Origin of the sequence: Streptomyces sp. NPDC001714 (genome assembly GCF_042892755.1) — a bacterium.
Classification (GTDB): domain Bacteria; phylum Actinomycetota; class Actinomycetes; order Streptomycetales; family Streptomycetaceae; genus Streptomyces.
The window spans coordinates 79,264-101,859 of sequence record NZ_JBIAUL010000010.1; the positions used below are offsets into that span (position 1 = coordinate 79,264).

At 73.0% G+C, this 22,596-nt stretch carries 22 protein-coding genes and 2 pseudogenes; 11 read left to right on the forward strand and 13 right to left on the reverse strand.

Going from position 1 to position 22,596, the window contains the following annotated elements; all coding sequences use genetic code 11:
* Positions 1-60 precede the first annotated feature (60 nt).
* Positions 61-453, forward strand: coding sequence for an SCO5389 family protein (locus ACFY0P_RS25695; RefSeq protein ID WP_388918166.1), 393 nt, complete (start codon positions 61-63; stop codon positions 451-453).
* Positions 454-816: 363 nt separating this feature from the next.
* Here ACFY0P_RS25695 and ACFY0P_RS25700 read toward each other — a convergent pair whose 3' ends face one another.
* A complete protein-coding gene (locus ACFY0P_RS25700; RefSeq protein ID WP_388917441.1) occupies positions 817-1,434 on the reverse strand; it encodes a MerR family transcriptional regulator in 618 nt (205 codons plus the stop codon).
* Between the two features lie 136 nt (positions 1,435-1,570).
* Here ACFY0P_RS25700 and ACFY0P_RS25705 point away from each other — a divergent pair, with 136 nt between their 5' ends.
* On the forward strand, positions 1,571-1,960 hold the full coding sequence (locus ACFY0P_RS25705; protein ID WP_388917444.1) for a DUF3291 domain-containing protein: 390 nt from the start codon (positions 1,571-1,573) through the stop codon (positions 1,958-1,960).
* A 52-nt stretch (positions 1,961-2,012) separates the two neighbouring features.
* Here the strand turns inward: ACFY0P_RS25705 and ACFY0P_RS25710 are convergent, their stop codons facing one another.
* A complete protein-coding gene (locus ACFY0P_RS25710; RefSeq protein WP_388917447.1) occupies positions 2,013-2,981 on the reverse strand; it encodes a threo-3-hydroxy-L-aspartate ammonia-lyase in 969 nt (322 codons plus the stop codon).
* Between the two features lie 110 nt (positions 2,982-3,091).
* Here ACFY0P_RS25710 and ACFY0P_RS25715 point away from each other — a divergent pair, with 110 nt between their 5' ends.
* Positions 3,092-3,835 (forward strand): transcriptional regulator, encoded by a 744-nt coding sequence (locus ACFY0P_RS25715; RefSeq protein ID WP_388917450.1) that lies wholly within the window; start codon positions 3,092-3,094, stop codon positions 3,833-3,835.
* A 37-nt stretch (positions 3,836-3,872) separates the two neighbouring features.
* Here ACFY0P_RS25715 and ACFY0P_RS25720 read toward each other — a convergent pair whose 3' ends face one another.
* Genes ACFY0P_RS25720 through ACFY0P_RS25730 form a run of 3 tightly spaced genes read right to left on the reverse strand, consistent with a single transcriptional unit; the run spans position 3,873 to position 7,758 of the window.
* The gene (locus tag ACFY0P_RS25720; RefSeq protein WP_388917453.1) at positions 3,873-5,126 is read right to left on the reverse strand and encodes a VWA-like domain-containing protein; all 1,254 of its coding nucleotides are present in this window, start codon (positions 5,124-5,126) and stop codon (positions 3,873-3,875) included.
* Complete coding sequence (locus ACFY0P_RS25725; protein WP_388917456.1) at positions 5,123-6,340, reverse strand: AAA family ATPase; 1,218 nt, start codon at positions 6,338-6,340, stop codon at positions 5,123-5,125. Before ACFY0P_RS25725 ends, ACFY0P_RS25720 begins: the two co-directional genes overlap by 4 nt.
* Before the next feature lie 41 nt (positions 6,341-6,381).
* Entirely contained in the window at positions 6,382-7,758 is a 1,377-nt protein-coding gene (locus ACFY0P_RS25730; RefSeq protein WP_388917459.1) for a hypothetical protein, read from the reverse strand.
* Between the two features lie 210 nt (positions 7,759-7,968).
* Between ACFY0P_RS25730 and ACFY0P_RS25735 the strand changes: the two are divergent.
* A pseudogene (locus ACFY0P_RS25735) lies at positions 7,969-8,338 on the forward strand (sigma factor); the annotation flags it as partial.
* Between the two features lie 55 nt (positions 8,339-8,393).
* The gene (locus ACFY0P_RS25740; protein ID WP_388917462.1) at positions 8,394-9,533 is read left to right on the forward strand and encodes a hypothetical protein; all 1,140 of its coding nucleotides are present in this window, start codon (positions 8,394-8,396) and stop codon (positions 9,531-9,533) included.
* A gap of 48 nt (positions 9,534-9,581) precedes the next feature.
* On the opposite strand, the gene ACFY0P_RS25745 is transcribed toward ACFY0P_RS25740, so the two are convergent.
* Positions 9,582-10,382: an SAM-dependent methyltransferase gene (locus tag ACFY0P_RS25745; protein WP_388917464.1), complete on the reverse strand. Its 801-nt coding sequence runs from the start codon at positions 10,380-10,382 to the stop codon at positions 9,582-9,584.
* Positions 10,383-10,612: 230 nt separating this feature from the next.
* Here ACFY0P_RS25745 and ACFY0P_RS25750 point away from each other — a divergent pair, with 230 nt between their 5' ends.
* On the forward strand, positions 10,613-11,002 hold the full coding sequence (locus ACFY0P_RS25750) for a cold-shock protein (RefSeq protein WP_388917467.1): 390 nt from the start codon (positions 10,613-10,615) through the stop codon (positions 11,000-11,002).
* 23 nt (positions 11,003-11,025) lie between these two features.
* Here the strand turns inward: ACFY0P_RS25750 and ACFY0P_RS25755 are convergent, their stop codons facing one another.
* Entirely contained in the window at positions 11,026-11,355 is a 330-nt protein-coding gene (locus tag ACFY0P_RS25755) for a hypothetical protein (RefSeq protein ID WP_388917470.1), read from the reverse strand.
* Between the two features lie 13 nt (positions 11,356-11,368).
* Between ACFY0P_RS25755 and ACFY0P_RS25760 the strand changes: the two are divergent.
* A pseudogene (locus tag ACFY0P_RS25760) lies at positions 11,369-11,626 on the forward strand (carotenoid oxygenase family protein); the annotation flags it as partial.
* Between the two features lie 177 nt (positions 11,627-11,803).
* Here ACFY0P_RS25760 and ACFY0P_RS25765 read toward each other — a convergent pair.
* A complete protein-coding gene (locus ACFY0P_RS25765) occupies positions 11,804-12,034 on the reverse strand; it encodes a hypothetical protein (protein ID WP_388917473.1) in 231 nt (76 codons plus the stop codon).
* Positions 12,035-12,045: 11 nt separating this feature from the next.
* Complete coding sequence (locus tag ACFY0P_RS25770; protein ID WP_388918169.1) at positions 12,046-12,825, reverse strand: DUF3152 domain-containing protein; 780 nt, start codon at positions 12,823-12,825, stop codon at positions 12,046-12,048.
* A 250-nt stretch (positions 12,826-13,075) separates the two neighbouring features.
* On the opposite strand from ACFY0P_RS25770, the gene ACFY0P_RS25775 reads away from it, so the two are divergent.
* The 3 genes from ACFY0P_RS25775 to ACFY0P_RS25785 are packed head-to-tail and all read left to right on the forward strand — an operon-like array spanning position 13,076 to position 15,821.
* Entirely contained in the window at positions 13,076-13,768 is a 693-nt protein-coding gene (locus tag ACFY0P_RS25775; RefSeq protein ID WP_388917476.1) for a response regulator, read from the forward strand.
* The gene (locus tag ACFY0P_RS25780) at positions 13,765-15,252 is read left to right on the forward strand and encodes an ATP-binding protein (RefSeq protein ID WP_388917479.1); all 1,488 of its coding nucleotides are present in this window, start codon (positions 13,765-13,767) and stop codon (positions 15,250-15,252) included. Before ACFY0P_RS25775 ends, ACFY0P_RS25780 begins: the two co-directional genes overlap by 4 nt.
* Positions 15,246-15,821, forward strand: a complete 576-nt coding sequence (locus ACFY0P_RS25785) for a hypothetical protein (protein WP_388917481.1) — start codon at positions 15,246-15,248, stop codon at positions 15,819-15,821. Before ACFY0P_RS25780 ends, ACFY0P_RS25785 begins: the two co-directional genes overlap by 7 nt.
* A gap of 7 nt (positions 15,822-15,828) precedes the next feature.
* Here the strand turns inward: ACFY0P_RS25785 and ACFY0P_RS25790 are convergent, their stop codons facing one another.
* Positions 15,829-17,319, reverse strand: coding sequence for a long-chain fatty acid--CoA ligase (locus ACFY0P_RS25790; RefSeq protein ID WP_388917484.1), 1,491 nt, complete (start codon positions 17,317-17,319; stop codon positions 15,829-15,831).
* A 139-nt stretch (positions 17,320-17,458) separates the two neighbouring features.
* Here ACFY0P_RS25790 and ACFY0P_RS25795 point away from each other — a divergent pair, with 139 nt between their 5' ends.
* Positions 17,459-18,721, forward strand: a complete 1,263-nt coding sequence (locus ACFY0P_RS25795) for a PucR family transcriptional regulator (protein ID WP_388917487.1) — start codon at positions 17,459-17,461, stop codon at positions 18,719-18,721.
* A gap of 29 nt (positions 18,722-18,750) precedes the next feature.
* Here the strand turns inward: ACFY0P_RS25795 and ACFY0P_RS25800 are convergent, their stop codons facing one another.
* The 3 genes from ACFY0P_RS25800 to ACFY0P_RS25810 all read right to left on the reverse strand — a co-directional run bounded on the left by ACFY0P_RS25800 (position 18,751) and on the right by ACFY0P_RS25810 (position 22,132).
* Positions 18,751-19,530 (reverse strand): crotonase/enoyl-CoA hydratase family protein, encoded by a 780-nt coding sequence (locus tag ACFY0P_RS25800; RefSeq protein ID WP_388917490.1) that lies wholly within the window; start codon positions 19,528-19,530, stop codon positions 18,751-18,753.
* A gap of 20 nt (positions 19,531-19,550) precedes the next feature.
* Positions 19,551-20,768, reverse strand: a complete 1,218-nt coding sequence (locus ACFY0P_RS25805; protein WP_388917493.1) for a CaiB/BaiF CoA transferase family protein — start codon at positions 20,766-20,768, stop codon at positions 19,551-19,553.
* Between the two features lie 86 nt (positions 20,769-20,854).
* Positions 20,855-22,132, reverse strand: a complete 1,278-nt coding sequence (locus ACFY0P_RS25810; protein WP_388917496.1) for an acyl-CoA dehydrogenase family protein — start codon at positions 22,130-22,132, stop codon at positions 20,855-20,857.
* Positions 22,133-22,596 lie beyond the last annotated feature (464 nt).

Sequence of the window (22,596 nt, forward strand, 5' to 3'; positions counted from 1 at the left end):
GCGCCTGCCTGAACTCCCCTCATTCTCATGACCACTCTGAAAAGAACAGGACACCGTCACATGTCGCTCGACGTCTCCCCGCAGCTGCTCGCCGAAGCCGAGAACGGCGCGGTGCGGGAGGAGGACTTCGTGGAAACAGTCCGTACCTCACTGCCGTACGCGTACCAGCTCGTCGCCCGGCTGGCCGCCGAACTGCGCACCGGCAGTGCCGAGTTCGCCGACAACCAGACCCCGCCGCCCTCGGAGAAGGAGCGCGGGCAGCTGCTGCGGGCACTCTCCTCCGACGCGATCCGGGGCAGCCTGGAACGGCACTTCGGGGTCGCCCTCGCCTTCCAGAACTGCCACCGGGTCGCGGTGTTCCCGCCCGGGGCGCGGGGCGGTGAGACCCACACCCGCTTCACCTCGACCCGCGCGCAGATCCTCAACCAATCGCCGGAGTTCCGCGACTGCTGAGTTCCTGCTCGACCCGCAGGCTCGGGAGGGAGCGTTCCAGCAGGGCGCCGCCGGTGACGGTGCTCGGCGTGCAGGCCGTCAGCGGACCGGCGGCACCTGCTTCTCCACGGGTTCGCCGGCGTGGGCGAGGGGAACGAGGCCGACCGCGGTGGCGTGCGGCGGCACGCGCCGCCGGTGTCGCACCGGCCGCCGCGGAACTCCGCGTCGCCGCGGTTCCGGCAAGGCGCACTACGGTTCGGCAGCGCCCCTTCGGGGCGCTGGGGGTACCCCCGGCCGAAGGCTGGAGGAGGAATCGCGCGACCAGCCGCGACGGCGCCGCAGTCGACCGACGGCATATCGCGGCATTTCTGGCGGAGCGCCCAGCTAGGGCGTGTGCCGGTGTGCCGACTCGTTCTCCTGGGCCATGCGGCGCAGCGCCATCAGTGCGGGCTCCAGGAGGACGGTCAGCAGCAGGGCACGCTCGGCGGCCTCCAACGGGTCGTCGATGCCGTCGAGTTGGTCGAGGTCGAGGGTCGCGGTGCGTTCGGCGAGGCGGGCGTAGGGCAGCAGGGTGTGCCAGTCCAGCGGGACGCCAAGCGAGCGGAGCGAGGTGATGGTCTCGGCGAGGGTGGCGCGGGCGGGGGCCTCCTGGTGCACCTTCCAGCCCAACTCCTTGACCAGCGCGTCGACCTCGGCGGTCTCCCCGGCCCCCGCGGCGGTGTCGGCGGGCAGCCGGATCGCGCCCAGGGCGAGACCGAGGAGCCGGTGGGTGTCGCCGTCGTGCTCGCCGAGCGCGTCCAGGACCTCGCGGGTGGCGCTGACCGAGAGGCCGCGTACGCCGGTCAGGGCGCGGATCAGCCGGAGCCGTCGCAGGTGCTGTTCGTCGTACTCGGCCTGGGTCGCGGCGGTCTGGCGGCCCGTCGGAAGCAGTCCCTCGCGGAGGTAGTACTTGATCGTCGTGACGGAGACGCCGCTGCGGCGGCTCAGCTCGGACATGCGCATCGGGTTCGGCTCCGCTCTCGGGTCGGCATCGGCCCCGTCCCACAGGTCGGCACCTAGGCACTGGAAATCGGATACCCCCACTGTCTAACATGGATAGTAGAGGTATCCAATTTCTTCCACAGGAGAAGGCCACGCCATGCCCACCCTGCGCTGGACCACCGTCAACTCCCCCGCGCCCGACGCCGAGGCGTTTGTCATGGCGTCCCGTCTGGAGGTCCGCTCCCTCAAGGACGTGCCGCGCTTCTTCGCCAAGTCGCTGGTGGCGTGGAAGCAGGTCACCCGGGCGCCCGGCGCGTACGGCGCCTCGCTGATCGCCGAACCCCTGAAGCGCACCTTCTGGACGCTGTCCGCCTGGGAGGACAAGGACGCCCTCTACCGGTACGCGCGGACCGAACCGCACAAGTCCGTGATGACCGGCCTGCGCCCCACGATGAAGGGCTCGGTCTTCACCTTCTGGCAGGCGCCGGCGGCCGAGCTGCCCATCGACTGGACGGACGCCCGGCGCCGGCTCGCCGAGCAGGCCTGAACCCGCCGAGGCGAAGGCGCCCCGCCGGGGTGCCTCCGCGCCCCTTTCCGGGTCAGCCGGCGATGATCTCGGCGAACCGCTCCGCGCCGACGTTGCCTCCGGACAGGACGACCCCGACCCGGCGCGGCAGCGGCGCCACCCGCTGGGCCAGCAGCGCGGCCAGACCGCTGGCGCCGCTCGGCTCCAGGACGGTCTTCAGCCGCTCGAAGGCGAACCTCATCGCGTCCCTGATCTGGTCGTCGGTGACCAGCGGGATGTCGTCCACCAGGCGCCGGTTGACGGAGAAGGTCAGCTCGCCGGGGATGTCGGCCGCCTGGCCGTCGGCGATGGTCCGCGGCACCGGGATCGACACCCGGTGCCCCGCCGCCAGGGACCGCCGGGTGTCGTCGCCGGCCTCCGGCTCGACCCCGACGACCCGGATCCCGGGCAGCAGCCCCTTGGCGGCGGTGGCACTGCCCGCGATCAGCCCGCCACCCCCGACCGGCACCACCAGGGCATCCAACTCCCCCACTTCCTCGATGAGTTCGAGAGCGGCCGTGCCCTGCCCGGCGATGACGTGCGGGTGCTCGTACGGCGGGATGAGCGCGAGCCCGCGTTCGGCGGCGAGGGCCTCGCCGATCGCGACCCGGTCGCCGGTGTAGCGGTCGTACGTCACGATCTCCGCGCCGTATCCGGCGGTCGCCTCCAGCTTGGCCCGCGGGGTGTCCTCGGGCATCACGATGACGGCGGTGGTGCCGAGTTCACGGGCGGCGAGGGCGACGGCCTGGGCGTGGTTGCCGGAGGAGTAGGCGGCGATGCCCTTGGCGAGCTGGGCGGCGGACAGCCGGGACGCGGCGTTGTAGGCGCCCCGGAACTTGAACGCGCCGATGCGCTGCAGGTTCTCGCACTTCAGGAAGACCTCGGCACCGACCAGCTCGTCCAGGGTGCGCGAGCGCAGCACGGGGGTGCGGTGGGCCACTCCCTTGATCCGCGCCGCCGCGTCGTGCACGTCCTGGAGGGTGACGGGCGGGGTGTCGGGCATGTGCGTCCTCCGTTCCGGGTGCCGCCGGGCGCCGGATGAGTGTCGGCGGTCTGGAATTATTGTCTATCATCTGGACTGAAAGTCCAGACCCGATCCCGGCGGGGGCACCGATGACAGACGGACCGGCAGCAGCGAGCGGCGCGGACGCGGCACGGGCCGAGCAGGACGCGATCATCGCGGCGCTCTCCCCGGTCGTCGACGGGATCGCGGCGACCTTCGGCTCCTTCTGCGAGGTCGTCGTCCACGACTTCCGCCGCCCGGAGCACTCGGTCGTCGCCCTCGCCGGGTCGGTCACCGGCCGGGGTGTCGGCGGGTCGATGAGCGAGATCGGCATGAAGCTGCTGGCGGCCGGCGACGAGGCACGCGACGAGCTGAACTACCTGACCCGCACCCGGGACGGGAAACTGGTCAAGTCGTCCACGATGGTGCTGCGCGACTCGGACGGCACGGCGTTCGGGGCGCTGTGCGTGAACCTCGACGTCACGGCCGTACACCAGGTGCACGCGCTGGTCGGCGGCCTCGCCGGGGTCACCGCCGGACCCGAGGCGCCGCCGACCACCACGTTCGGCGACGACATCACCGCCGTCCTGGACTCGATCGTCGACGCCCGCCAGCTCCGCCGGCCCAGGCCGTGGCCCCAACTCACCCGTGAGGAACGACTGGAGCTGTTCCGGGACCTCGACCGGCAGGGCGTCTTCGCGGTGCGCGGCGCGGTCCAGCAGGTCGCCGGCCGCCTCGGCATCTCCCGGGCCTCCGCGTACACGTACCTGTCCGCCGCACGGCAGCGCCCCGAACCCGAAGAGGCGCGGGCAACTGCGCGACCAGCCGCAACGGCGCCGCAGACGGACGGCTGACGGCAGACGGCAGATCGCGGTACTTCCAGCGGAGCGCTCATCCGATCTCGACCACCCGCGCCCAGGCGGGCGGTGCGTCCGGTACGTAGTCGGAGTCGTCCTCCTGCCACGCCGTGCCGCCGTACTGCCGGGGGAACAGGCCCACCACCGTACGGCAGGCGGGCTGCGTCTTCGGCCAGGGTGTCTGCCCGTCGGTGAGGGCGACCACGACGTCCGGGGCCGGCCGCGCCCGCAGCGCCCTGGCGAAGCCCGCGCGCAGGTCCGTACCGCCACCGCCGACGAGCGCGATGCCCTCCGCGCGGCACAGCGGCTGCACGGTCCGGGCGGCCGCGTCGCAGGACAGCACGGAGACCAGGTCCCGGCGGCCGCCGACGGCGCGGGCGATCGCGGCCACCTCCAGCAGGGCGCTGCCCAGTTCGGCGTCGCTGACCGAGCCGGAGGTGTCGATGACGACCGAGACCCGGGGCGGGCGGCGGCGCAGGCTCGGGAGGACGACACCGGGCAGGCCTGCCGAGCGGCGCGACGGACGGCCGTAGCTGTAGTCGTCGCCGGCACCCGCGGCCGAGGCCGCCGAGCGGACCGCGGCACCCAGCAACTCCCGCCAGGGCTGGGGCGGATGGAAGACGTCCTCCGCCCAGCGCCGCCAGCCGTCCGGGGTGCTGCCCGGCCGGCCGGTGATGGCCTGCGCCACCCGGAACCGGACCCCGTCCCGCTCCTGCTCGCTGAGGCCGTGCGCGCCGTCCGGCCCCAGGTCCCACTCCCGGTCGCGGCCGTCGGCGCCGCTGCCGCAGTCCAGCCAGGTGAGGTCCTGCGTCAGTGGCCCGAGCCGGAACTCGCGCAGGTAGTCCTCCATCAACTGCCCCTCGGACAGCCGCAGCATGTACGGCCGGACGGCCCCGCGGGGCTGCACCAGCCCGTCGCCGTACGCGTCGTCGTTGATCTCCAGGTCCGCCGCGATGTTCATCCGCAGCCGCTCGCCGGCCCCGGTCAGCCCGCGTTCCCTGGCGACCCGGTCGCTGCGCGCGTGGTGCTCGCGCAGCAGGTGCGACACCTCGTGCACCCACACCCCGGCCAGGTCCTCCTCCGGCATCCGGTCCACGAACGCGGGCGAGACGTAGCAGCGCCAGTGCTTGTCGACGGCCATGGTCGGCACCTGGCGGTCCGCCACGACGTGCAGGGCGAACAGGGCCGTCGCGAGGTAGGGCCGGGCCCGGGCGGCCTGGAGCCGGGCGGCGTAGAGCTTGTCCAGGTCCAGCGCCCCGGACGCTTCGTGCCCCGGACCGTCGTTCATCGGCGCACCTTCGACGCGACGCGTTCGGCGGCCCGGTCGGCGCGCCGGGACACGGACACCGCACCCGCGAGCCGTTCGATCGCCGCGGGGACGTCCCAGTCGTCCCGGCGCAGCGAGGCCAGCGTGGTGGCGGGGACGACCACGAGGTCAGGGGCTCCGGTGTCCAGCGCGCGGACCAGCAGGGCCCAGGCCGCGTCCCAGCGGGCCCGGTCCGGCCGTTCGCGGACCGCAGCGACCACGCCGTCCAGCACGGCCTGGCGCAGGTCACCGCGCTCGGGCAGGTCGGCCGCGGCCGGGGCGGCGAGCAGCGTCTCGGGGTCCGGGAGCTCCATCCGGTCGACGCTCGCCAGCAGTTCGAGCCCAGGGCCGTCCCCGACCGTTCCCCTGGCGAGGAGGGAGAGCACGTCCCTGGAGGAGCCGGCGGCGTGCGCGAAGGCGACCAGGCGCAGCGCCATGTCCCAGCTGCGGGGTGACGGCCAGGCGCCGCCCCGCCGCATCTCGCCGCTCGGGAGCCGGTGGACGAGAGTGGGGCGGGTGGCGAGCAGACCGCACACCGCGCGGCGCGCGAAGTCGACGGCGGCGGGCAGCCGGTCCGGCTCCAGCCGGGGCAGGGTCGCCCGGGGCCAGACGCCACCGAGGCCGCGGACGACGACGTCGTGGTCGTGGGCCCACTGGAGGTGCACGAACCGGTTGGCCAGCGGCGGGCTCAGCTCCCAGCCGTCGGCGGCCGAGGACCGCGGGTTGGCGGCGGCGACGATCCGTACGCCGGGCGGGAGCCGGAGAGCGCCCACGCGTCGCTCGAGGACCAGCCGGAGCAGGGCGGCCTGAACGGCCGGGGGCGCGGTGGACAGTTCGTCGAGGAACAGCAGGCCCCGGCCGGCCTGCACCAGCCGGACCGCCCAGTCCGGCGGGGCCATCGGGACGCCCTGGACGGCGGGGTCGTCTCCTACGACGGGCAGCCCCGAGAAGTCGGACGGTTCGTGCACGCTGGCGATCACCGTGGTCAGCGGCAGGTCGAGCGCCTCGGCGAGCCGGCTCAGGGCGGCGGTCTTGCCGATGCCGGGCTCGCCCCACAGGAGGACGGGCAGGTCGGCGGCGACGGCGAGGGTGAGCGCCTCCAGCTGGGTGTCGGGCCGGGGTTCGGTGGTGGAGTCGCCGAGCATTCCCAACAGTGCGTCGGCTACGGACAGCGGGTCAGGGGCATGAGTGGTCATGAGTCATCACCTAGGAGTGTGAGAAGGCAAGTGGACGGGTGTCAGCGCCAGTTGGCGGGGCGCGGGCCCAGGCGCGGGTCGCGGACGGACCGGCGCCGGCGGGCGCGGACGGGCCCGTTGCGGGATCCGGCGAGGCCCGCCCGGTAGAGGCCGTAGGCGATCCGGCGTTGCGCGGCCGACTCCAGTTCGTCCTTCAACGGTCCGTCGCGCAGCACGGCTTCGGGCCCCAGCAGTCCTTCGACGACGGCGAGCGCGCCGGCGATGTCCCCGTGGTCGAGGCGTTCACGGACGCCGGTGAGGCAGTCGGGGCGGCGGTGCGCCTCGTCGATGACCCGCAGGCAGGGCAGCGGCGGGCCGCCGAGCGCCACCAGGAGTTCCTCGCGCCGCAGCTCGGCCGGGGAGTGGTCCAGCGGGGACAGCACCCCGTCGACCATGCCGATCCGGTGCCGGGCGCCCCGGCAGTCCACGAGGCGCCACCGCCGGTCCGGGTCCTGGAGCGGTGCCCGGGCGGCCGCCTCCTGCCCGGGGACGAGCGCCGCGGCCACCAGCGGATGCAGCCCGCCGGCGTCGACCAACCCGGCCCGCAACAGCTCCAGATCGGGGAGCGTCCAGGTCGCCGCGTCCGGCAGGACGGGTCGCGCGCGGTCACGGGCGTCCCGGGCGGCGGTGTCCCGGCCCGTGGTCACCCTCCCGTCGGCCGCGAGGTGCAGCGCGAGCCGCTGCCGGCCGCCCAGGCGTACGACGACGGTCCCGCTGTCCCGCCCCTCGGCACCCAGCACGATCCGCGCCTCGTCCGCCCATCGCTCCGTGGCGCACAGCTCCTGCTCAAAGAAGGAGAGTTGGGAGCCGAACGAGAGCCGTTCACCGCCCGTCCGCCGGTCGGCGCCCGACCGAGTCCGCAGCTCGCCGGCGGCACCCGCGTCCCACAGGTGCCGGTGCAGGTCGAAGCGGAACCGCCGGCTGGGACGCGGATGGGGATGCCCCCGGGCGGTGGGCTCGCCCAGTGTGCCGTCCCACAGCGCGAGGCTGATGCGCTGCCCGGCGTCCGCCCAGGCGGGCGGTGTCCGGACCACGAGGCACAGGGAGCCCTCCCCGGCGTCGTAGCGGGCGAGCGGCATGGTCAGCCCCGGCCGCAGCAACCCGTCGGGGGCGACCCGCGGCAGATGCCAGCGGAGCAGGTCGGGCGCCAGCAGGCGCAGGTCGGCACGGACCCGTTCCCGGACGTCCCGGCCCCACGCACGGGCCAGTGCGCGCAGGTCGAGGTCGAGGTCGAAACCGGCGGCGGCACAGGCGCCCGCCCAGTCCCCGGCGGCGCGGCGGACGGTCGCGGTCTCGATCATGGCCGGCGGCACGGCGAACTCGCGCACGCGCCGCCACAGGGAGAGACGGGTGTCCCCGTCCGTGAGGTGAGTGGCCATCAGCACTCACCTGACGCGGACGGGACCCCCAATCTGACAGCAGAGTGAGTGGTCATCGCCGGGAGCATACGGCGGCCCCGCCCCGGTCCGCCACGCAATTACGGACCCGGCCCGCACGTGGCGCGGATCACCCCGGCCCGGTGCAGCGTTCTGCCGCCCCCAGGGCCTTCTCCCAGGTGTAGGCAGCCTGGGAGAGCGGGGACCGTGGGAATGGAGCAGGCTCGGGCCGGTGAGTACGACGAGTTCGTGGCGGCCCGCTGGTCGGGGTTGTTCCACCTGGCCCGCCTGCTCACCGGTGGCGATCGGCATCGGGCCGAGGATCTGTTGCAGGAGTCCTTGGTCCGGCTGTGGTTCGCCCAAGATCGCCGACGAGGCGCCGGAGGCGTACGTCCGGAAGGTCCTGGCACGGGCGGCGGCCCGCTCGGCGCGGCGCCGGTGGTGGGGCGAGCGCCCTGTGGAGGAGCTGCCCGAGGTCGCGGCGGCCGGCGACATGCCGGCGATCGTCGCCGAGCGGTCCCGGCTGGAGGCCGCGCCGGCGCTGCTGACCCCGCGCCAGCGGGCCGCGGTCGTCCTGCGCTACGTGCCCCGGACAGCGCCTGCGCGACTCCGCCCGCCGCTACGGCCCGGTCCTCGCGATGTACGGCGTCCTGAAGCTCGTCGGCTTCGGCTCCTTCATGTATCTGCTGGACTCGGCGGGCGACTTCCGCCGGAAGCATCCGCGGTTCGGCGGCGGCGCGCACACCTGGGACGTGCTGGGCACCTGGGACGGCTGGTGGTACCAGCAGATCGCCCTGCACGGCTACCACCCCGCGCTGGTCCCGGTCCCCGGCGCCACCGGCCTGATCACCCTCCAGGGCAACTCGGCCGCGTTCTTCCCGCTCTACCCGGCGCTGATGCGGGTGGCGATGGAGGTCACCGGTCTCGGTCCGTTCGGCGCCGGACTGCTGGTGTCGGTCGTGGCGTCGTTCGCCGCGGCGCTGGGGATCTCCGCCGTCGCCGTCCGGTTCGGCGGCCGGCGGGCGGGGCCGGCGGCGGCCGGTCTGTGGGCCGTGTGGCCGGGCTCCGGCGTGGAGTGGGCGGTCTACTCGGACTCGCTGTACGTGGCCCTGGCCGCCTGGGCCCTGTACGCCGTGCTGACCCGCCGCTGGCTGACGGCCGGGGTGCTGACCTTCACGGCCGGCCTCAACCGGCCCACCGCCGCCGCCCTGGTCGCCGCGCTCGCCCTGGCCGCGCTCGTCGCGCTGCGCCGCCGCGAGGACGGCGTCGCCCGTCCGCTGACCGCGATGCTCGTGGCCCCGCTGGGTCTGCTCGGTTATCTGGGCTGGGTGGGCCACCGCATGGGCGACCACGGCGGCTACTTCGAGCTCCAGTCGGACGCGTGGGGGCACGAGTTCGACTACTGCAGGCAGCCCCTGGATGTCCTGGCCTCCGTCCCCGTGGGCCACTTCGGCTATCTCTTCGCGCTCCCCTTCGCGGACGTCATCGGGGTCGGGGTGGTCCTGCTGGACCTGGCCCTGCTGACACTGCTGTTCCGGCTGCGGCCGCCGGCCGTGCTGGTCGTCCACACGGTGCTCACCCTCGCCCTGGTGCTGGGGAGCCAGCAGTACTTCGCCAACGTCTCGCGCTATCTGCTGCCCGCCTTCCCGCTGTTCGTCCCGCTTGCGGTCGCGCTCCGCCGCATCAGCCTGCCCTGCCTGTGCGTCCTGCTGGGCATCGCCGCGCTGGCCTCCGGCTCGTACGCGGGCTATGCACTGTTCGAGCTCGGAGTGCCCTGACGGCGGCGCGATCCGCCCGACGGCTGCTCAGGGCTTCCCGACGGCTGCTCAGGCCTTCTTGAGGGCCACTCCGCCGTAGAAGCCGATCTCCTCGGAGCCGGCCGGCGGGGTGGCGTCCGGGCGCCAGAACGGGACCTGGGCCACGCCGGGCTCGACCAGCTCGAACCCGTCGAAGAACCGCTCGATCCGGGCCCGGGGGCGCAGGTTCATCGAGGCGGTCGCGTTGTTGTAGACGGCCTGGGCATCGCTGCGGTCGTCGGCGAAGTCGTCGGTGGCGTGCGAGAGCACGAGGAAGCTGCCGGCCGGGAGCGCGTCGCGCAGGGTGGCCACGATGCGCTCGGGCTCCTCCTCGTCGCGGATGAAGTGGAGGATGGCGACGAGGAACAGGGCGACGGGCTCGCCGAAGTCGATGATCCGGCGGACCTCGGGGTGGTCGATGACGGCCTGCGGGTCGCGCAGGTCGGCGAGGACGATGCTGGTGGTGCCGGCCCGGCTGAGCAGCGCGTCGCCGTGGGCCTTCACGATCGGGTCGTTGTCGACGTAGGCGACGCGGACGTCCGGCGCCAGCTCCTGGGCTATCTCGTGCACGTTCGGCGAGGTGGGCAGCCCGGTGCCGATGTCGAGGATCTGCCGGACGCCGCTGTCGATGACGTGCCGGACCGCGCGCTGCAGGAAGCCGCGGTTGGCCCGCACGGATATCCACACCTCGGGCGCGACGGAGGCGAGCTGGTCACCGGCCTTGCGGTCCACCTCGTAGTTGTCCTTGCCGCCCAGCAGGTAGTCGTAGATCCGCGCGGGATGCGGCTTGCTGGTGTCGATCTCCACGGACCCGATGCCGTCCTGCGTCACGTGCGCTCCTCTCAACGACCGTCCCGGCCCCCCTTGGCCCACCGACGGCTGGCGACAGCTTTCCATATCAACTTCTTTGCCGACGCACCGAGTTCCCCCCTCCGTCCTCCGTCCGCAAGCGCGCCCGCGGTACGGCCGGTGGGCCAGGTCGACCGACCGGGCCGGACGTGACTACCATCGGGCCCAGGTGTCCGGGCAGGTGGCCCGGTTTGGTTGGTTGGGGGTTTGTCATGGTCAGTGGTCGTGTGGTGCGGTTCGACAGCTCGCGCGGTTACGGGTTCATCGCTCCGGACGGTGGTGGCGAGGACGTCTTCCTGCACGTGAACGACATGCAGATGTCGGAGTCGTACGTCCGCCCGGGCGTGGCGGTGGAGTTCGAGATCGAGGCCGGCGAACGCGGTCCGAAGGCGTCCGGCGTCCGGCTCGCCCGGGGGGCCGACGTCCGCACGCTCGGTCCGGACGACGACTCGCTGTGCGATCTGCTCAGCGCGGACGAGTTCACCCGCGAGGTCACCGAGACGCTGCTGGCGTCGGCGCCCACGCTCACCGCCGAGGAGATCGTGCGGGTCCGGGGTGCGCTGGCCCAGTTCGCGAAGAGCCACGGCTGGATCGAGGGCTGACCCGCCCGCGGCGGGCGGCCGGCTCACGCGTCGCGCGAGCGGAGGAGCCGGCCGCCCGCCGTGAGGGCGGCACCCGCCCAGAGGGCCAGGACGCCCAGTCCCTGCCAGGGGCCGACGGGCAGCCGGTCGGTGCCGACGGTCCTCTGGACGGCCAGGCCGGCGGTCATCGGCGCGGACTGCTGGAGGTGGCGCTGCCAGTCCGGGTCGGCCACGACGCGGGCGAGGATCGGGAAGACGAACAGCAGGGCCAGCACGATGCCGATCGCGGTGGCCGAGTCGCGTACGGCGAGGGCCAGGCCCAGGCTCAGCAGGCCGATCAGGGCCAGATAGAGCACGGATCCGGCCGCGGCCACGCCGGGTGCCCGCTACGCGGGTGAGGCGGTGTTCGTCCCGGCGGCGGACGGCCGGAGCGAGGACGAGGGCTGGCTGCTGTCGCTGGTCTCCGACGACGACGGCAAGGCCGGGGAGCTGCTCGTCCTCGACGCCACGGACCTCTCCGAACAGGCGGTGGTGGAACTCCCCTACGCTGTCCCGGCGGGCTTCCACGGCAGCCGGCTGCCGGAACTCGGCGACGACGAGGACCAGGACCGGCCGAGGCCCGCGAGAGCAGAAGGGCCGGGATGACGAGCCGGGAGACGTCCGAGGCCGCGCGCATCGAGGACGCGGTGCTCACCCGGGCCGCGCAGGCGGGCGAGGTCGCCGCCCTCGGGCTGCTGCCCGAACGCCACCGCGCGGGTATGCGGTCGCGTCAACCCTCAAGTCATAGCGCCGTGTTCAGCGGCACGGGCCCAGCCCGCAGGCTCAGCGCACCGGCGAGACGATGCGCTGGAGGATGCGCTCGGCGCCCTGGCCGAGCCGGCGCAGGCGCTCGGCGGACAGGTTGCCCACGACGAGGTGACGGACGTTCGCCGTGTGGCCCGGGGCGGCCGACTCCAGCTTGGCCGTACCGTCGGACAGGAGGACGGCGTTGGTGAACCGCCCGTCCTCGGGGTCCGGTTCGCGCCGGACGTGGCCGCGCTTCTCCCACGGCACCGGCGGCCCGGTCAGGACACGGCCGGTCCGGTCAGGTACCGGCCCTTCTCGTCGTACGGCCAGACGTTGGGCAGGCAGCCGTGCATGCCCTTGATCTGCTGCATCATCACCGGGGCCGGCTGCCCGGGACCGGGGCAGCCGACGTGCCCGTGGCCGAGGAAGTGGCCGACCTCGTGGTTGATGATCAGCGCCCGGTAGTCCTTGACGTGCCGGGCGTAGACGGGGGTCGCGAGCAGCCAGCGCTTGAGATTCACCATGACCTGCTCGCCCACGTCGCAGTTGACCTCTCCCCCGGTGTCCAGCCCGTACTCCCCGCAGATCCTGTCCACCGTCCCGGGCGTCGCGACCCTGACGACGAAGTCGGTCGGACCGCTCGACACCCGCTGGAACGCCGAGCGGCCGTCGGCGGTCCAGCCGCGCGGGTCGGCCAGGATCCGCTCGACCTGCCGGGCGACGTCCGCCGCGGAGAGGTCGATGCCGTTCTCGACGTCGACCCGGTAGCGCAGGAGCCTGCCGGAGCCGACCCTGGTGCTGCCGCCGGCCGCGGTGCCGAACGTGCCCGGCCCGGTGGCCGGGATCTCCGGCGTGGCCGAGGCGCCGGCTCGCGGGGAGGCGGAGGCGGTGGCCGGACCGGGCGACGGGGACCGGGAGCCGTGCGCCGGGCCGGTGGCGCCGACGCGCCCGGACCGGGCCCGCTCGGTGGACCGGCCCTTGTCGCCGGCGTGGGTTGCTTCCGTACCGGACGCACCCCCGTCGACCGCCGCGAACCCGGCGGCGCCCAGGACGGCCAGCGCGGCCACGGCCGCCAGGACCGGTCCTCTCCCCTTCCGCCCGCGTCGGACGGCGTGGGAGGGGACGCTCCGGCGATTGCCGCGGGGGGAACGTGCTGTGCGCGTGGTCATGACCGTCAGGCTGTGATCGGAATGTGATCGGACCTGGCACAGGCGATAACGAAAAGATAACGGACACGGCGGTGCGGGTTTATATGATCATCCCGTAACAATCGGACGGCTGTGCGGATCTCATGCGGATACTGAGCGCATGCCACGCGTTCTGCTGATCGAAGACGACCGTGCCGTGCGGGAGGGGGTGGCCCTCGCCCTGCGCCGCCAGGGCCACGAGGTCGCCGCCGTCGCGACCGGGGAGGACGGGCTGGAACGGGTGCGGTCCTTCCGGCCGGACGTCGTGGTGCTGGACCTCATGCTGCCCGGGATGCCCGGACTCGACGTGTGCCGCCGGATCCGCGGCCTCGACCAGACCCTGCCGATCGTCATGGCGACCGCGCGCGGCGAGGACGAGGACATCGTCGTGGGCCTGGAGGCGGGCGCCGACGACTACGTGGTCAAGCCCGTGCAGGCGCGCGTGCTGGAGGCCCGTATCCGTGCGGTGCTGCGCCGGGCCGGCGGCGCGCCCGCCGACGGCGGCATACCGAAGATCGACACGTACGGGGACCTGTCCGTCGACCGGGCCGGGCTCTCGGTCACCCGCGACGGGGTGCCGATCCCGCTCGCCCCCTCCGAACTCAGGCTGCTGCTCACCCTGTCCGCCTCGCCAGGTCAGGTGTTCAGCCGGCAGCAGCTGCTCGAAGCGGTGTGGGAGCACAGTTACCACGGGGACGCGCGGCTGGTGGACGCGTGCGTGCGGCGGCTGCGCGCCAAGATGGGCGAGCCGCCGCGCGAGCCGCGCCACATCCAGACCGTGCGCGGCTTCGGCTACCGGTTCGCGGCCCGGTGAGGCGCCCGCGCCTCCCGCAGCTGCGCGGTCTGCGGATCCGCCTGGTGCTCGCCTTCACGCTGGTCGCCGCCGTCACCGCCGCCACCACCGGCGCCCTGACCTTCCGCGAGGCGCGCACCGGCGTGCTCCAGCAGAGCCAGGACGCCGTGATCCAGCAACTGCGCACCCAGGTCGGCCGCCTCGCCCCGGACCTCGCCTTCCCGCCGGACCAGGCCGCGCTGGCGCGGTTCGCGGCGGACGTGGCCCGCTCCGAACCCTCCGGGACCTGGCGGGTGCTGGCCACCTACGGCGGTCTGAGCGCCACCTCCGCCCCCGGCGACCGCTTCGCGGAACTGACCCCGGCCGTCCGCGAGGCCGTCGGCTCCAGCATGGCCACCGTCTTCCAGCGGGTGGCCGTCGGCGACCGCACCGCGCTCGTCGTCGGCATGTCGGTCACCTTCGCCGAGGCGCCCGCAAAGGGGGTGTACACCTCCGGGGTGCATGTCTTCCTGACGGTGCCGCAGACCACCGAACTCGCCTACGTCGACGCCCTGGTGACCGCCGCCGAACGCGCCGCCGTGCCCGCGCTGACGCTCGCGGTGCTGCTGGCGCTGCTCGCCGCCCGCGGGGTGCTGCGCCCGGTACGGGCACTGCGGCGCGCCACCCGCAGCATCGCCGAGGGCCACCTGGACACCCGGCTCGCCGTCGACGGATCCGACGAACTCGCCGATCTCTCCCACACGTTCAACGAGACGGCCGCCGCGCTGGAGAAGTCGGTGGCCGAGCTGCGCGGCATGGAGGCCCGGGCCCGCCGGTTCGCCGCGGACGTGTCGCACGAACTGCGCACCCCGCTCGCCGCCATGTCGGCCGTCACCGACGTCCTCGACGAGGACGCCGCCCGCCTGGACCCGGACACCGCCACCGCGGTCCGTCTGATCAGCGAGGAGACCGTGAAACTGGCCCGGCTGGTGGACGACCTGATGGAGATCTCCCGTTTCGACGCGGGCGCCGCGGTGCTGCACCTGGACGAGATCGACCTCGCCGAGTCCCTGCGGCGCACCCTCGACGCCCGCGCCTGGACCGGCCTGGTGGACTGCGACCTGCCGCCGCCCGGCACCCTGCGCGGCCGCGTCGACCCGCGCCGCCTCGACGTCGTCGTGGCCAACCTGGTCGGCAACGCGCTGCGGCACGGCGCCCGGCCCGTGGCACTGCGTCTGTACGACGGCGGGGACCCCGGCGGGGCACGGCTCGCGGTGATCGAGGTGCTGGACAGCGGGCCCGGCATCCCGGACGACGTGCTGCCGCACGTCTTCGAGCGGTTCTACAAGTCGGACGCCGCCCGCACCCGCACCGAGGGCAGCGGCCTGGGTCTCGCGATCACGGCGGAGAACGTCCGGGTGCACGGCGGCACGGTCCGCGCCGCCAACCGGCCCGAGGGCGGCGCCGTCTTCACCGTACGGCTGCCGCTGCCGGCCGACGAGCCCGTCCGGGAGGACCCGTGGTGACCCTCCGGCGCCGAGCGCCTCTCGCCCTCCTGGTCCCCGCGGCGGTGTGCGTCCTGGCCTCCTGCGGCATCCCCACCACCGGTGTGGTGCAGGCGGGCGGCCCCGCCGTCGGCGTCGTGCCGAAAGCGCGCCTGTACTTCGTACGGGACGGCGCCCTGTTCGCCGTCCGGCGCCCGACCGACGCGCCCGGCGATGTCGAGTCGGCGGTGCGGGATCTGCTCCAGGGCCCGACCGACGCGGAGCGGAGCAAGGGCGTGACGACGGGGCTGCCCCAGCCCACGGGCTTGCCGACGGCCGTCCCGGCATACGGCGGCGCCACCGTCGTACCGGAGATGCCGTCCTGGGCCGACCTCGTGAAGGTGACGGCGGGCGACCACCGGATCTCCGTCCGGCTGTCTGCCGCGGCGGGCGAGCCGGGCGATCCCGGCCTCGCGGCCGCACAGATCGCCTGCACGGCCGACGCGGCGCAGCGCGTGGCCGCCCCCGGTGCCGAACCCGAGCCGGTGACCGTGACGTTCCGGGACGGCCGGCGCTTTGCGGGAGCCGCCACCAGGTGCCCCGTCGGCTGACCCGGTCTCACCGCCCGGCCGGCGGCACGATCTCCTTCTTGAGGATCTTGCCGGTGGGCCCCTTGGGCAGGGAGTCCGCGATCCACACCTTCCGCGGGTACTTGTAGGCGGCGACCTGGCCCTTGACGTACGCACGCAGGTCCTCGGCCGTCGCGTGGGCCCCCGGCCGGAGCACGACCGCCGCTCCGACCTCCTCGCCCAGGTCGGGGTCGGGGATGCCGACGACCGCGGCGTCGGCGACGGCCGGGTGCCCGTAGAGCACGTCCTCGACCTCACGGGGGTACACGTTGTAGCCGCCCCGGATGATCACGTCCTTCTTCCGGCCGACGATCCAGAGATACCCGTCCTGGTCCAGCCGTCCGAGGTCCCCGGTGTACAGCCAGCCGTCCCGGATCGTGGCGGCGGTCTCCTCGGGGCGCTGCCAGTACCCCTTCATCACGTTGTGCCCACGGACCGCGATCTCGCCCGTCTCCCCCGGCGGTACCTCCCTGCCGTCGTCGACCACCCGCACCCGCACACCCGGGATCGGGATGCCGACCGAGCCGGGCCTGGGGCCGGCCTGCTGGGTGTTGACGCAGACCACGGGCGAGGTCTCCGACAGTCCGTAGCCCTCGAGCACGACACAGCCGAACGCGGTCTGGAAGTCGTACAGGACCTGGACCGGCAGCTCCGCGCCGCCGGCGAGGCACACGCGCAGCCGGGAGGTGTCGTACTCCTCCTTGCCGGGCTGCCGCAGGAGCCTGCCGTACACCGTCGGCACCCCGGCGAAGACGGTCACCCCGTGGGCGTCGAGGATGCCGAGGGCCTGCGCCGCGTCGAAGCGCGGCACCAGGGTGAGGCACGCGCCCGAGGCCACGGCGGCGTTGAGGGTGCAGGTCTGCCCGAAGGCGTGGAACAGGGGCAGTCCGCCGAAGATCACGTCGTCGGCCGTGAGCCGGAACAGCCCGCCGACCGCGATGTCGCAGTTCCGGGCCAGGTTGGCGTGGGTCAGTTCGGCGCCCTTCGGCTGTCCGGTCGTCCCCGAGGTGTAGAGAACCACGGCCGTGTCGTCGTCATGACGGTCCGTCGGCTCGTCGAGGGGCGACGCGGATTCCAGCAGTTCGTCAAAGGCCCCGGGACGGACGACGGTTGCCTCCGCGCCCGCCTGCCCCGCACCGGCGGACGCCTGGTCGGCGAAGTCGTGCCAGGCGAACAGGGACCGGGCTCCGGAGTCGCGGAGGTAGTAGAGCACCTCACGGGACTTGAGCAGGGGGTTCATCGGGACGACGATGCCGCCGGCCCGGAGTACGCCGTAGTAGACGACGGCGAACTCGGGCACGTTGGGCAGCATGAGCGCGACCCGGTCGCCGGGCTTCACACCACGGTCACGGAGCAGACCGGCCATCCGGGCGCTGTCACGGTCCAGCGCGCGATAGGAGACGGTGGTGTCCTCGATGCGGAGCGCGGGGCGGTCCGGGTACGTCCGGGCGCTGTCGGGCACGTGGTGGGCGAGGTTCATGTCGCGTCCTTCCCCAGCGCTTCTCGGGGCTCGAATGAGCAGAGGCTAGGCGCGAAACGCAGGGAAGACACTGGGCCCGCGACACGACCCCCGGGTCCGAATTGGTGCTGTTGGACCATTCTGCGGTTAGCTTTGAGGCATGGCTGCGGAGCACCCGGAAGCCGCAAAGCAACTGTCCGTGGTCGCGGAGAACGTAGGGTCACATCTTCCGGAGGTCGGCCGCGACATCGGGGACTACGTCCTTGCCGAGATACCGGAACTCAGGGGCGACGCGACCATCGTCAAAATCCTCCGGGCGAGTATCACGGAGAACGCCGGCACGTTGCTGCACGTGTTCGAGAACGACATACCCCTGGAGAAGGTCGAAGGGCCCGCAGCCGCCCTCGAATACGCCAGAAGACTGGCCCAGCGGGGCATTCCCCTGAGCGCGCTGATCAGGGCCTACCGGCTCGGGCACTGGCGTTTCCTGCAGTGGTGCCTGGACGAACTCGACCGGCAGAACGCCGCCGAGGACCTGGCCGTCGCGACCAACCGGCGCATGCTGCGCTCGAGCTTCGGCTACATCGACCGGGTCACCGAACATGTCATCGCGGTCTACCAGCACGAACGCGACAACTGGCTGCTCAGCCAGACCGCGGCGCGCGCCGCCCGGGTGCGCGACATCCTCGCCGCGGGCGTCCTCGACCTCAACCGGGTCGAACCGGCCCTCGGTTACCGGCTCCGGCAGCATCATCTCGGGCTGGTGGCGTGGCTGCCCACGCCCACGGACGGCGGCGAGGGGCTCTCCCGACTGCACCGGATCACCGACGAGATCGCCCAGCGGCTCGGCTGCTGCGCGCGCCCGCTGTTCGTCCCCCGGGACGCGATCGTGTCCTGGGCCTGGGTGCCGCTGGGCCCGAACAGCGACGTCTCCTGGGACAAGGTGTCGGCCGTGCTGGAACGCGGCGATCCTTCCGTCCACCTGTGCGCCGGGGGCGTCGGCTACGACGTCGAGGGATTCCGCGCCACCCACCGGCAGGCACTGCGTGTGCAGGAACTCGCGGCGGTGGCCGATCCGGTCCCCCGGTTCACGCAGTTCTCCACGGTGGCTCCCATCGCCCTGATGGCGACGAACGTCGACGACATACGCTCCTGGGTGTGGGGCGTCCTCGGTCCGCTGGCCGTCGACGACGAGAACAGCGCGCGCCTTCGCGAGACCGCCCAGATTTTCCTGGACAACGGCTGCAGCTACACCGCCACCGCGAGCGCCCAGATCCTGCACAAGAACACCGTGCAGTACCGCATCCGCAAAGCCGAGGAGATGATGGGGCACCCGATCCAGAGGGAACACACCGATCTGGAGATCGCTTTGCGTGCCGTCCAGTACCTCGGCTCCACGCTGCTGCGCACGCATGCCGAGTGAAAGCCGCGGCTCGGGTCAGCGGTCTCGGGTCAGCGGCCCTCCCAGTGCGGCCGGCGCCGCTCCGCGAAGGCGTGGGCGCCCTCCTGGGCGTCCTGGGACGCCAGCACCGGCTCGGCTATGAGGTCCTGGTCGGCGAAGGCGTCCTCGTCGCTGAAGGCCCGCCGCTCGTTGACGACACGTTTCACGGCCGCCACGGCCAGCGGCGCGTTGAGCGCGATGCTGCGGGCCAGTTCGAGGGCCCGCTGCAGCGCCTGGCCCGGTTCCGTGAGCTCGTTGACCAGGCCGAAGCGCTCGGCACGCTCCGCGGGCAGCGTCTCGCCGGTGAGCAGCAGTTCCAGTGCGATGTTGTGCGGGATGCGCTCGGGCAGGCGGACCATGCCGCCCTCGGGCGGCACGATGCCGTAGCGGACCTCGGTCTGGCCGAAGGTCGCGTTCCGGGCGGCCACGACCATGTCGCAGGCGAGCGCCATCTCGGTGCCGCCGCCCAGTGCGTACCCCTCCACGGCGGCGATGAGCGGGGTGCTGATCCGGGCGCGGGTGATCCCCGCGAAGCCCCGGCCGCTCACGATGGGTTTGTCGCCGGCCGCGAAGGCCTTGAGGTCCATGCCCGCGCTGAAGACGCCGCCGGCCCCGGTGAGGATGCCGACCCTGAGGTCGTCGCGGGCCTCCAGCTGGTCGAGGGCGGCGGCGAGGGCGCGTGCGGTGGCGCCGTCGACGGCGTTGCGGGCCGTGGGCCGGTCGATCGTGATCACGAAGATGCCGTCGATCTCCTCGGTGCGTACGGTCGGTGCGTTCGTGGCCGTGGTCATGACGTGCTTCCCTTCTGGCCTCAGGCGACCGTCCGGGCCCTGCGCAGTTCCTCGATCCCGGTGGCGTCGTAGCCGAGGTCGTGGAGCACGGACTCGGTGTGTTCACCCAGGTCGGGCGCCGGGCGCGGGCGGACCTTGGGCTCCTGGTCGAGCCGCACGGGACTGTCGATCGTCAGGTGCTGCTCCGCGTTGCCGTCGTCGATCGGCACGAGGATCCCGTTGGCCACGAGCTGGGGGTCGTGGGCGAACTCCTCGATCGTCTGCGCGACGCCGTAGGTGAGACCCGCGGCGTCGAGCGCCTGGCGCCACTCGGCCAGCGGACGGGCCGCGAACGTCTTGTCCAGCACGCCGGCGATCTCGGCGGCGTGGGCGCGGCGGCTCTGGGAGTCGGCGTAGTGCGGGTTCTCGGCGGCCTCGGGGTGGCCGATGGCCTGCAGGAAGAGGGGGACCTGCTTGTCCTCGTTGGCGAAGGCCAGCAGCAGCCAGCGGTCGTCCGCGGTGCGGTAGGCGTTGGCGAGCGCGTTCGGCGGGTCGGTTCTGTCGATGGGGCGGGGGGCCTTCCCGCCGACCAGTACGGCCTGCAGCCACATGCCGGCCGCCCAGGCGCCCTCGGCGACCAGCGACGCGGTGACACGTGCGCCTTCGCCGGTCTTCTCCCGCCGGTACAGGGCGGTCATGATCCCGGCGAACAGACTGATCGCCGTCGGGTGGTCGCCCGATCCGAACGCGTTGATCGCCGGCGGCGCGTCGTGCTGGCGTGTGACGTCCATCAGGCCGCTGCGGGCCCAGAACGCGGTCACGTCGAACCCGGGCAGGTGCGCGTCCGGGCCCTCCTCACCGAAGCCGGTGACATCGGCGTAGATCAGCCGGGCGTTGAGCGGTGCCAGGTCGTCGTACTCCAGTCCCAGCTTGGCCCGGGTGTGGGGCGGGAAGTTGGTCACCAGCACGTCGGCCCAGCTCACCAGCCGTTCCAGCACGGCCCGGGCGCCGGGCGACTTCAGGTTGAGGGCGATGCTGCGCTTGTTGCGGTTGTCCAGCTGCCAGGGGTAGTTGACCCCCTCGACCCGGGGGTTCGGTGGCATGCGGCTGAGCGAACGGTACGCGTCGCCCGCCCCCGGCGGTTCCACCTTGACGACGTCGGCGCCGAAGTCGCCGAGGATGGTGGCCGCGGCGGGCCCGGCGATGAAGCTCGCCAGATCGACGACGTGCAGTCCCTCCAGGAGGGGCGGGTTGCTCATGACGACTCCTTGTCCTGGACGGCCCGCGCGCGGCGCCCGGGCGGGGTGATCCGCCGTGACGACGGGGCGCCGCGGCACGCGTCGGGTCAGTGGTGGCTGGGTGCCACGGGCGCGAAGGCGCTGTAGCCGGTGATGTCACGGCCGACGATGAGCGCCTGCACGGTGTCGGTGCCCTCGTAGGTGTCGATCGCCTCGATGTCGCAGAGGTGCCGGGCCACGTGGTAGTCGAGGACGATCCCGTTGCCGCCGAGCATGTCGCGGGCGTCGGCGAGGATGGCCCGGGCCCGTTCGGTGTAGTGCATCTTGGCCAGCGCGACCCGGGGCATCGAGTACTCGCCCTCGTCCAGGAGCTGGCTCAGCCGGAACTGCATGCACAGCATGTCGGTGATGTCCGCGAGCATCCGGGAGAGCCGGTACTGGACGAGCTGGAAGGCGGCCAGGGGCATCCCGAACTGCCTGCGCTGCTTGGCGTAGGCCAGAGCGGTCTCGTAGCCGGCGACGGCGGCGCCGATCGACTCCCAGGCGACGCAGAACCGCGAGGCCAGCAGGACCTTCTCGGTGTCGCGGAAGGTGTGGACGTTCGCCAGCCGGTTCTCGGCCGGCACCCGGACGTCGGTGAGGGAGATCTGCGCGTTCTGCACGCAGCGCAGCGCCGTCTTGCCCTTGATGACCTCGGATTCGAACCCGGGCGTCCCCTTCTCCACGACGTAGCCGCCGACGTGTCCGTCGTCGCCGCGGGCCCAGATGATCGAGTAGTCGGCGAAGGAGGCGTTGCCGATCCACCTCTTGTGGCCGTTGAGGACGTACGAGTCGCCGTCCGTGCGTGCGGTCGTCTCCAGTTTGACCACGTCCGAGCCGTGCGTGGGCTCGGTGAGGCCGAAGGCTCCGAGCTTCTCCAGCCGCGCCATCGGTGGCAGGAAGCGCTGTTTCTGCTCCTCCGAGCCGAGCAGCGCGATCGACATCATGGCCAGGGCCGAGTGGACCCCGGTGAACGTCGAGACGCTCAGGTCGCCCCGGGCCAGTTCGAGGATCACCAGACCGGCCGTCACATTGCTCATCCCCGGGCAGCCGTATCCCGAGATCTGGAAGCCCGCGATGTCCAGCTGCGCCAGCTTGGGCACCAGTTCGAAGGGGAACTCCGCCCGCTCCCAGTAGGGGTTGATGATCGGGATGACCTCCTGGTCCATGAACTCGCGGACCTTCTTCTTGAGCGCCCGCTGCTCGTCGGTGAGCAGGTTGTCCAGAAGGAAGTAGTCGGAGAACTCCGGCCCGCCCAGGACGGGCGGCTCCACCCCGGACGAGTTCCCGTCGGGGCTCGCCGGAACGTGCCCCTGAGCGGCTGCCGCGCCGTGTGCCGTCTTCATCTGCCGTTCCTTCCGGTCGGGAATCCGATGGGGTCGATGCGAACGACGCTAGGAGGCGGCGGTGCCACAGCCACTGGGCGCGGAACACCAGATTGCCGACCGTTTTGGTGCTCTTATACCAATTCGCCCGACAGGCTTCTTCCCTCCGGGACACCCCGCAGGTCGGGCCCGATCTCCGTGCGGGAGAGGCCGCGGCGTTCGTACCCACCGCCCGACGCGGTGCACGGACGAGGCGGCGAACACGGGGCCCGGCCGCCGCAGTTGGCGCCGGAACGGCCGCCCGGACGGCATCCGGGCGCCGCCGTGGCCCGCTGCCCGAAGGGCCCTGTACCGCGGGACCAAGAACCCGCCCGAATCCTGGGCGCGCAGCCCGATGCGCCGGCGTTCCCCCGGGCCGAGGGTGGTCCCGTGGCCGCCGCACGGCGCCTCCACCGCACCCCCGTGGCCGACGATCAGGAGCAGTG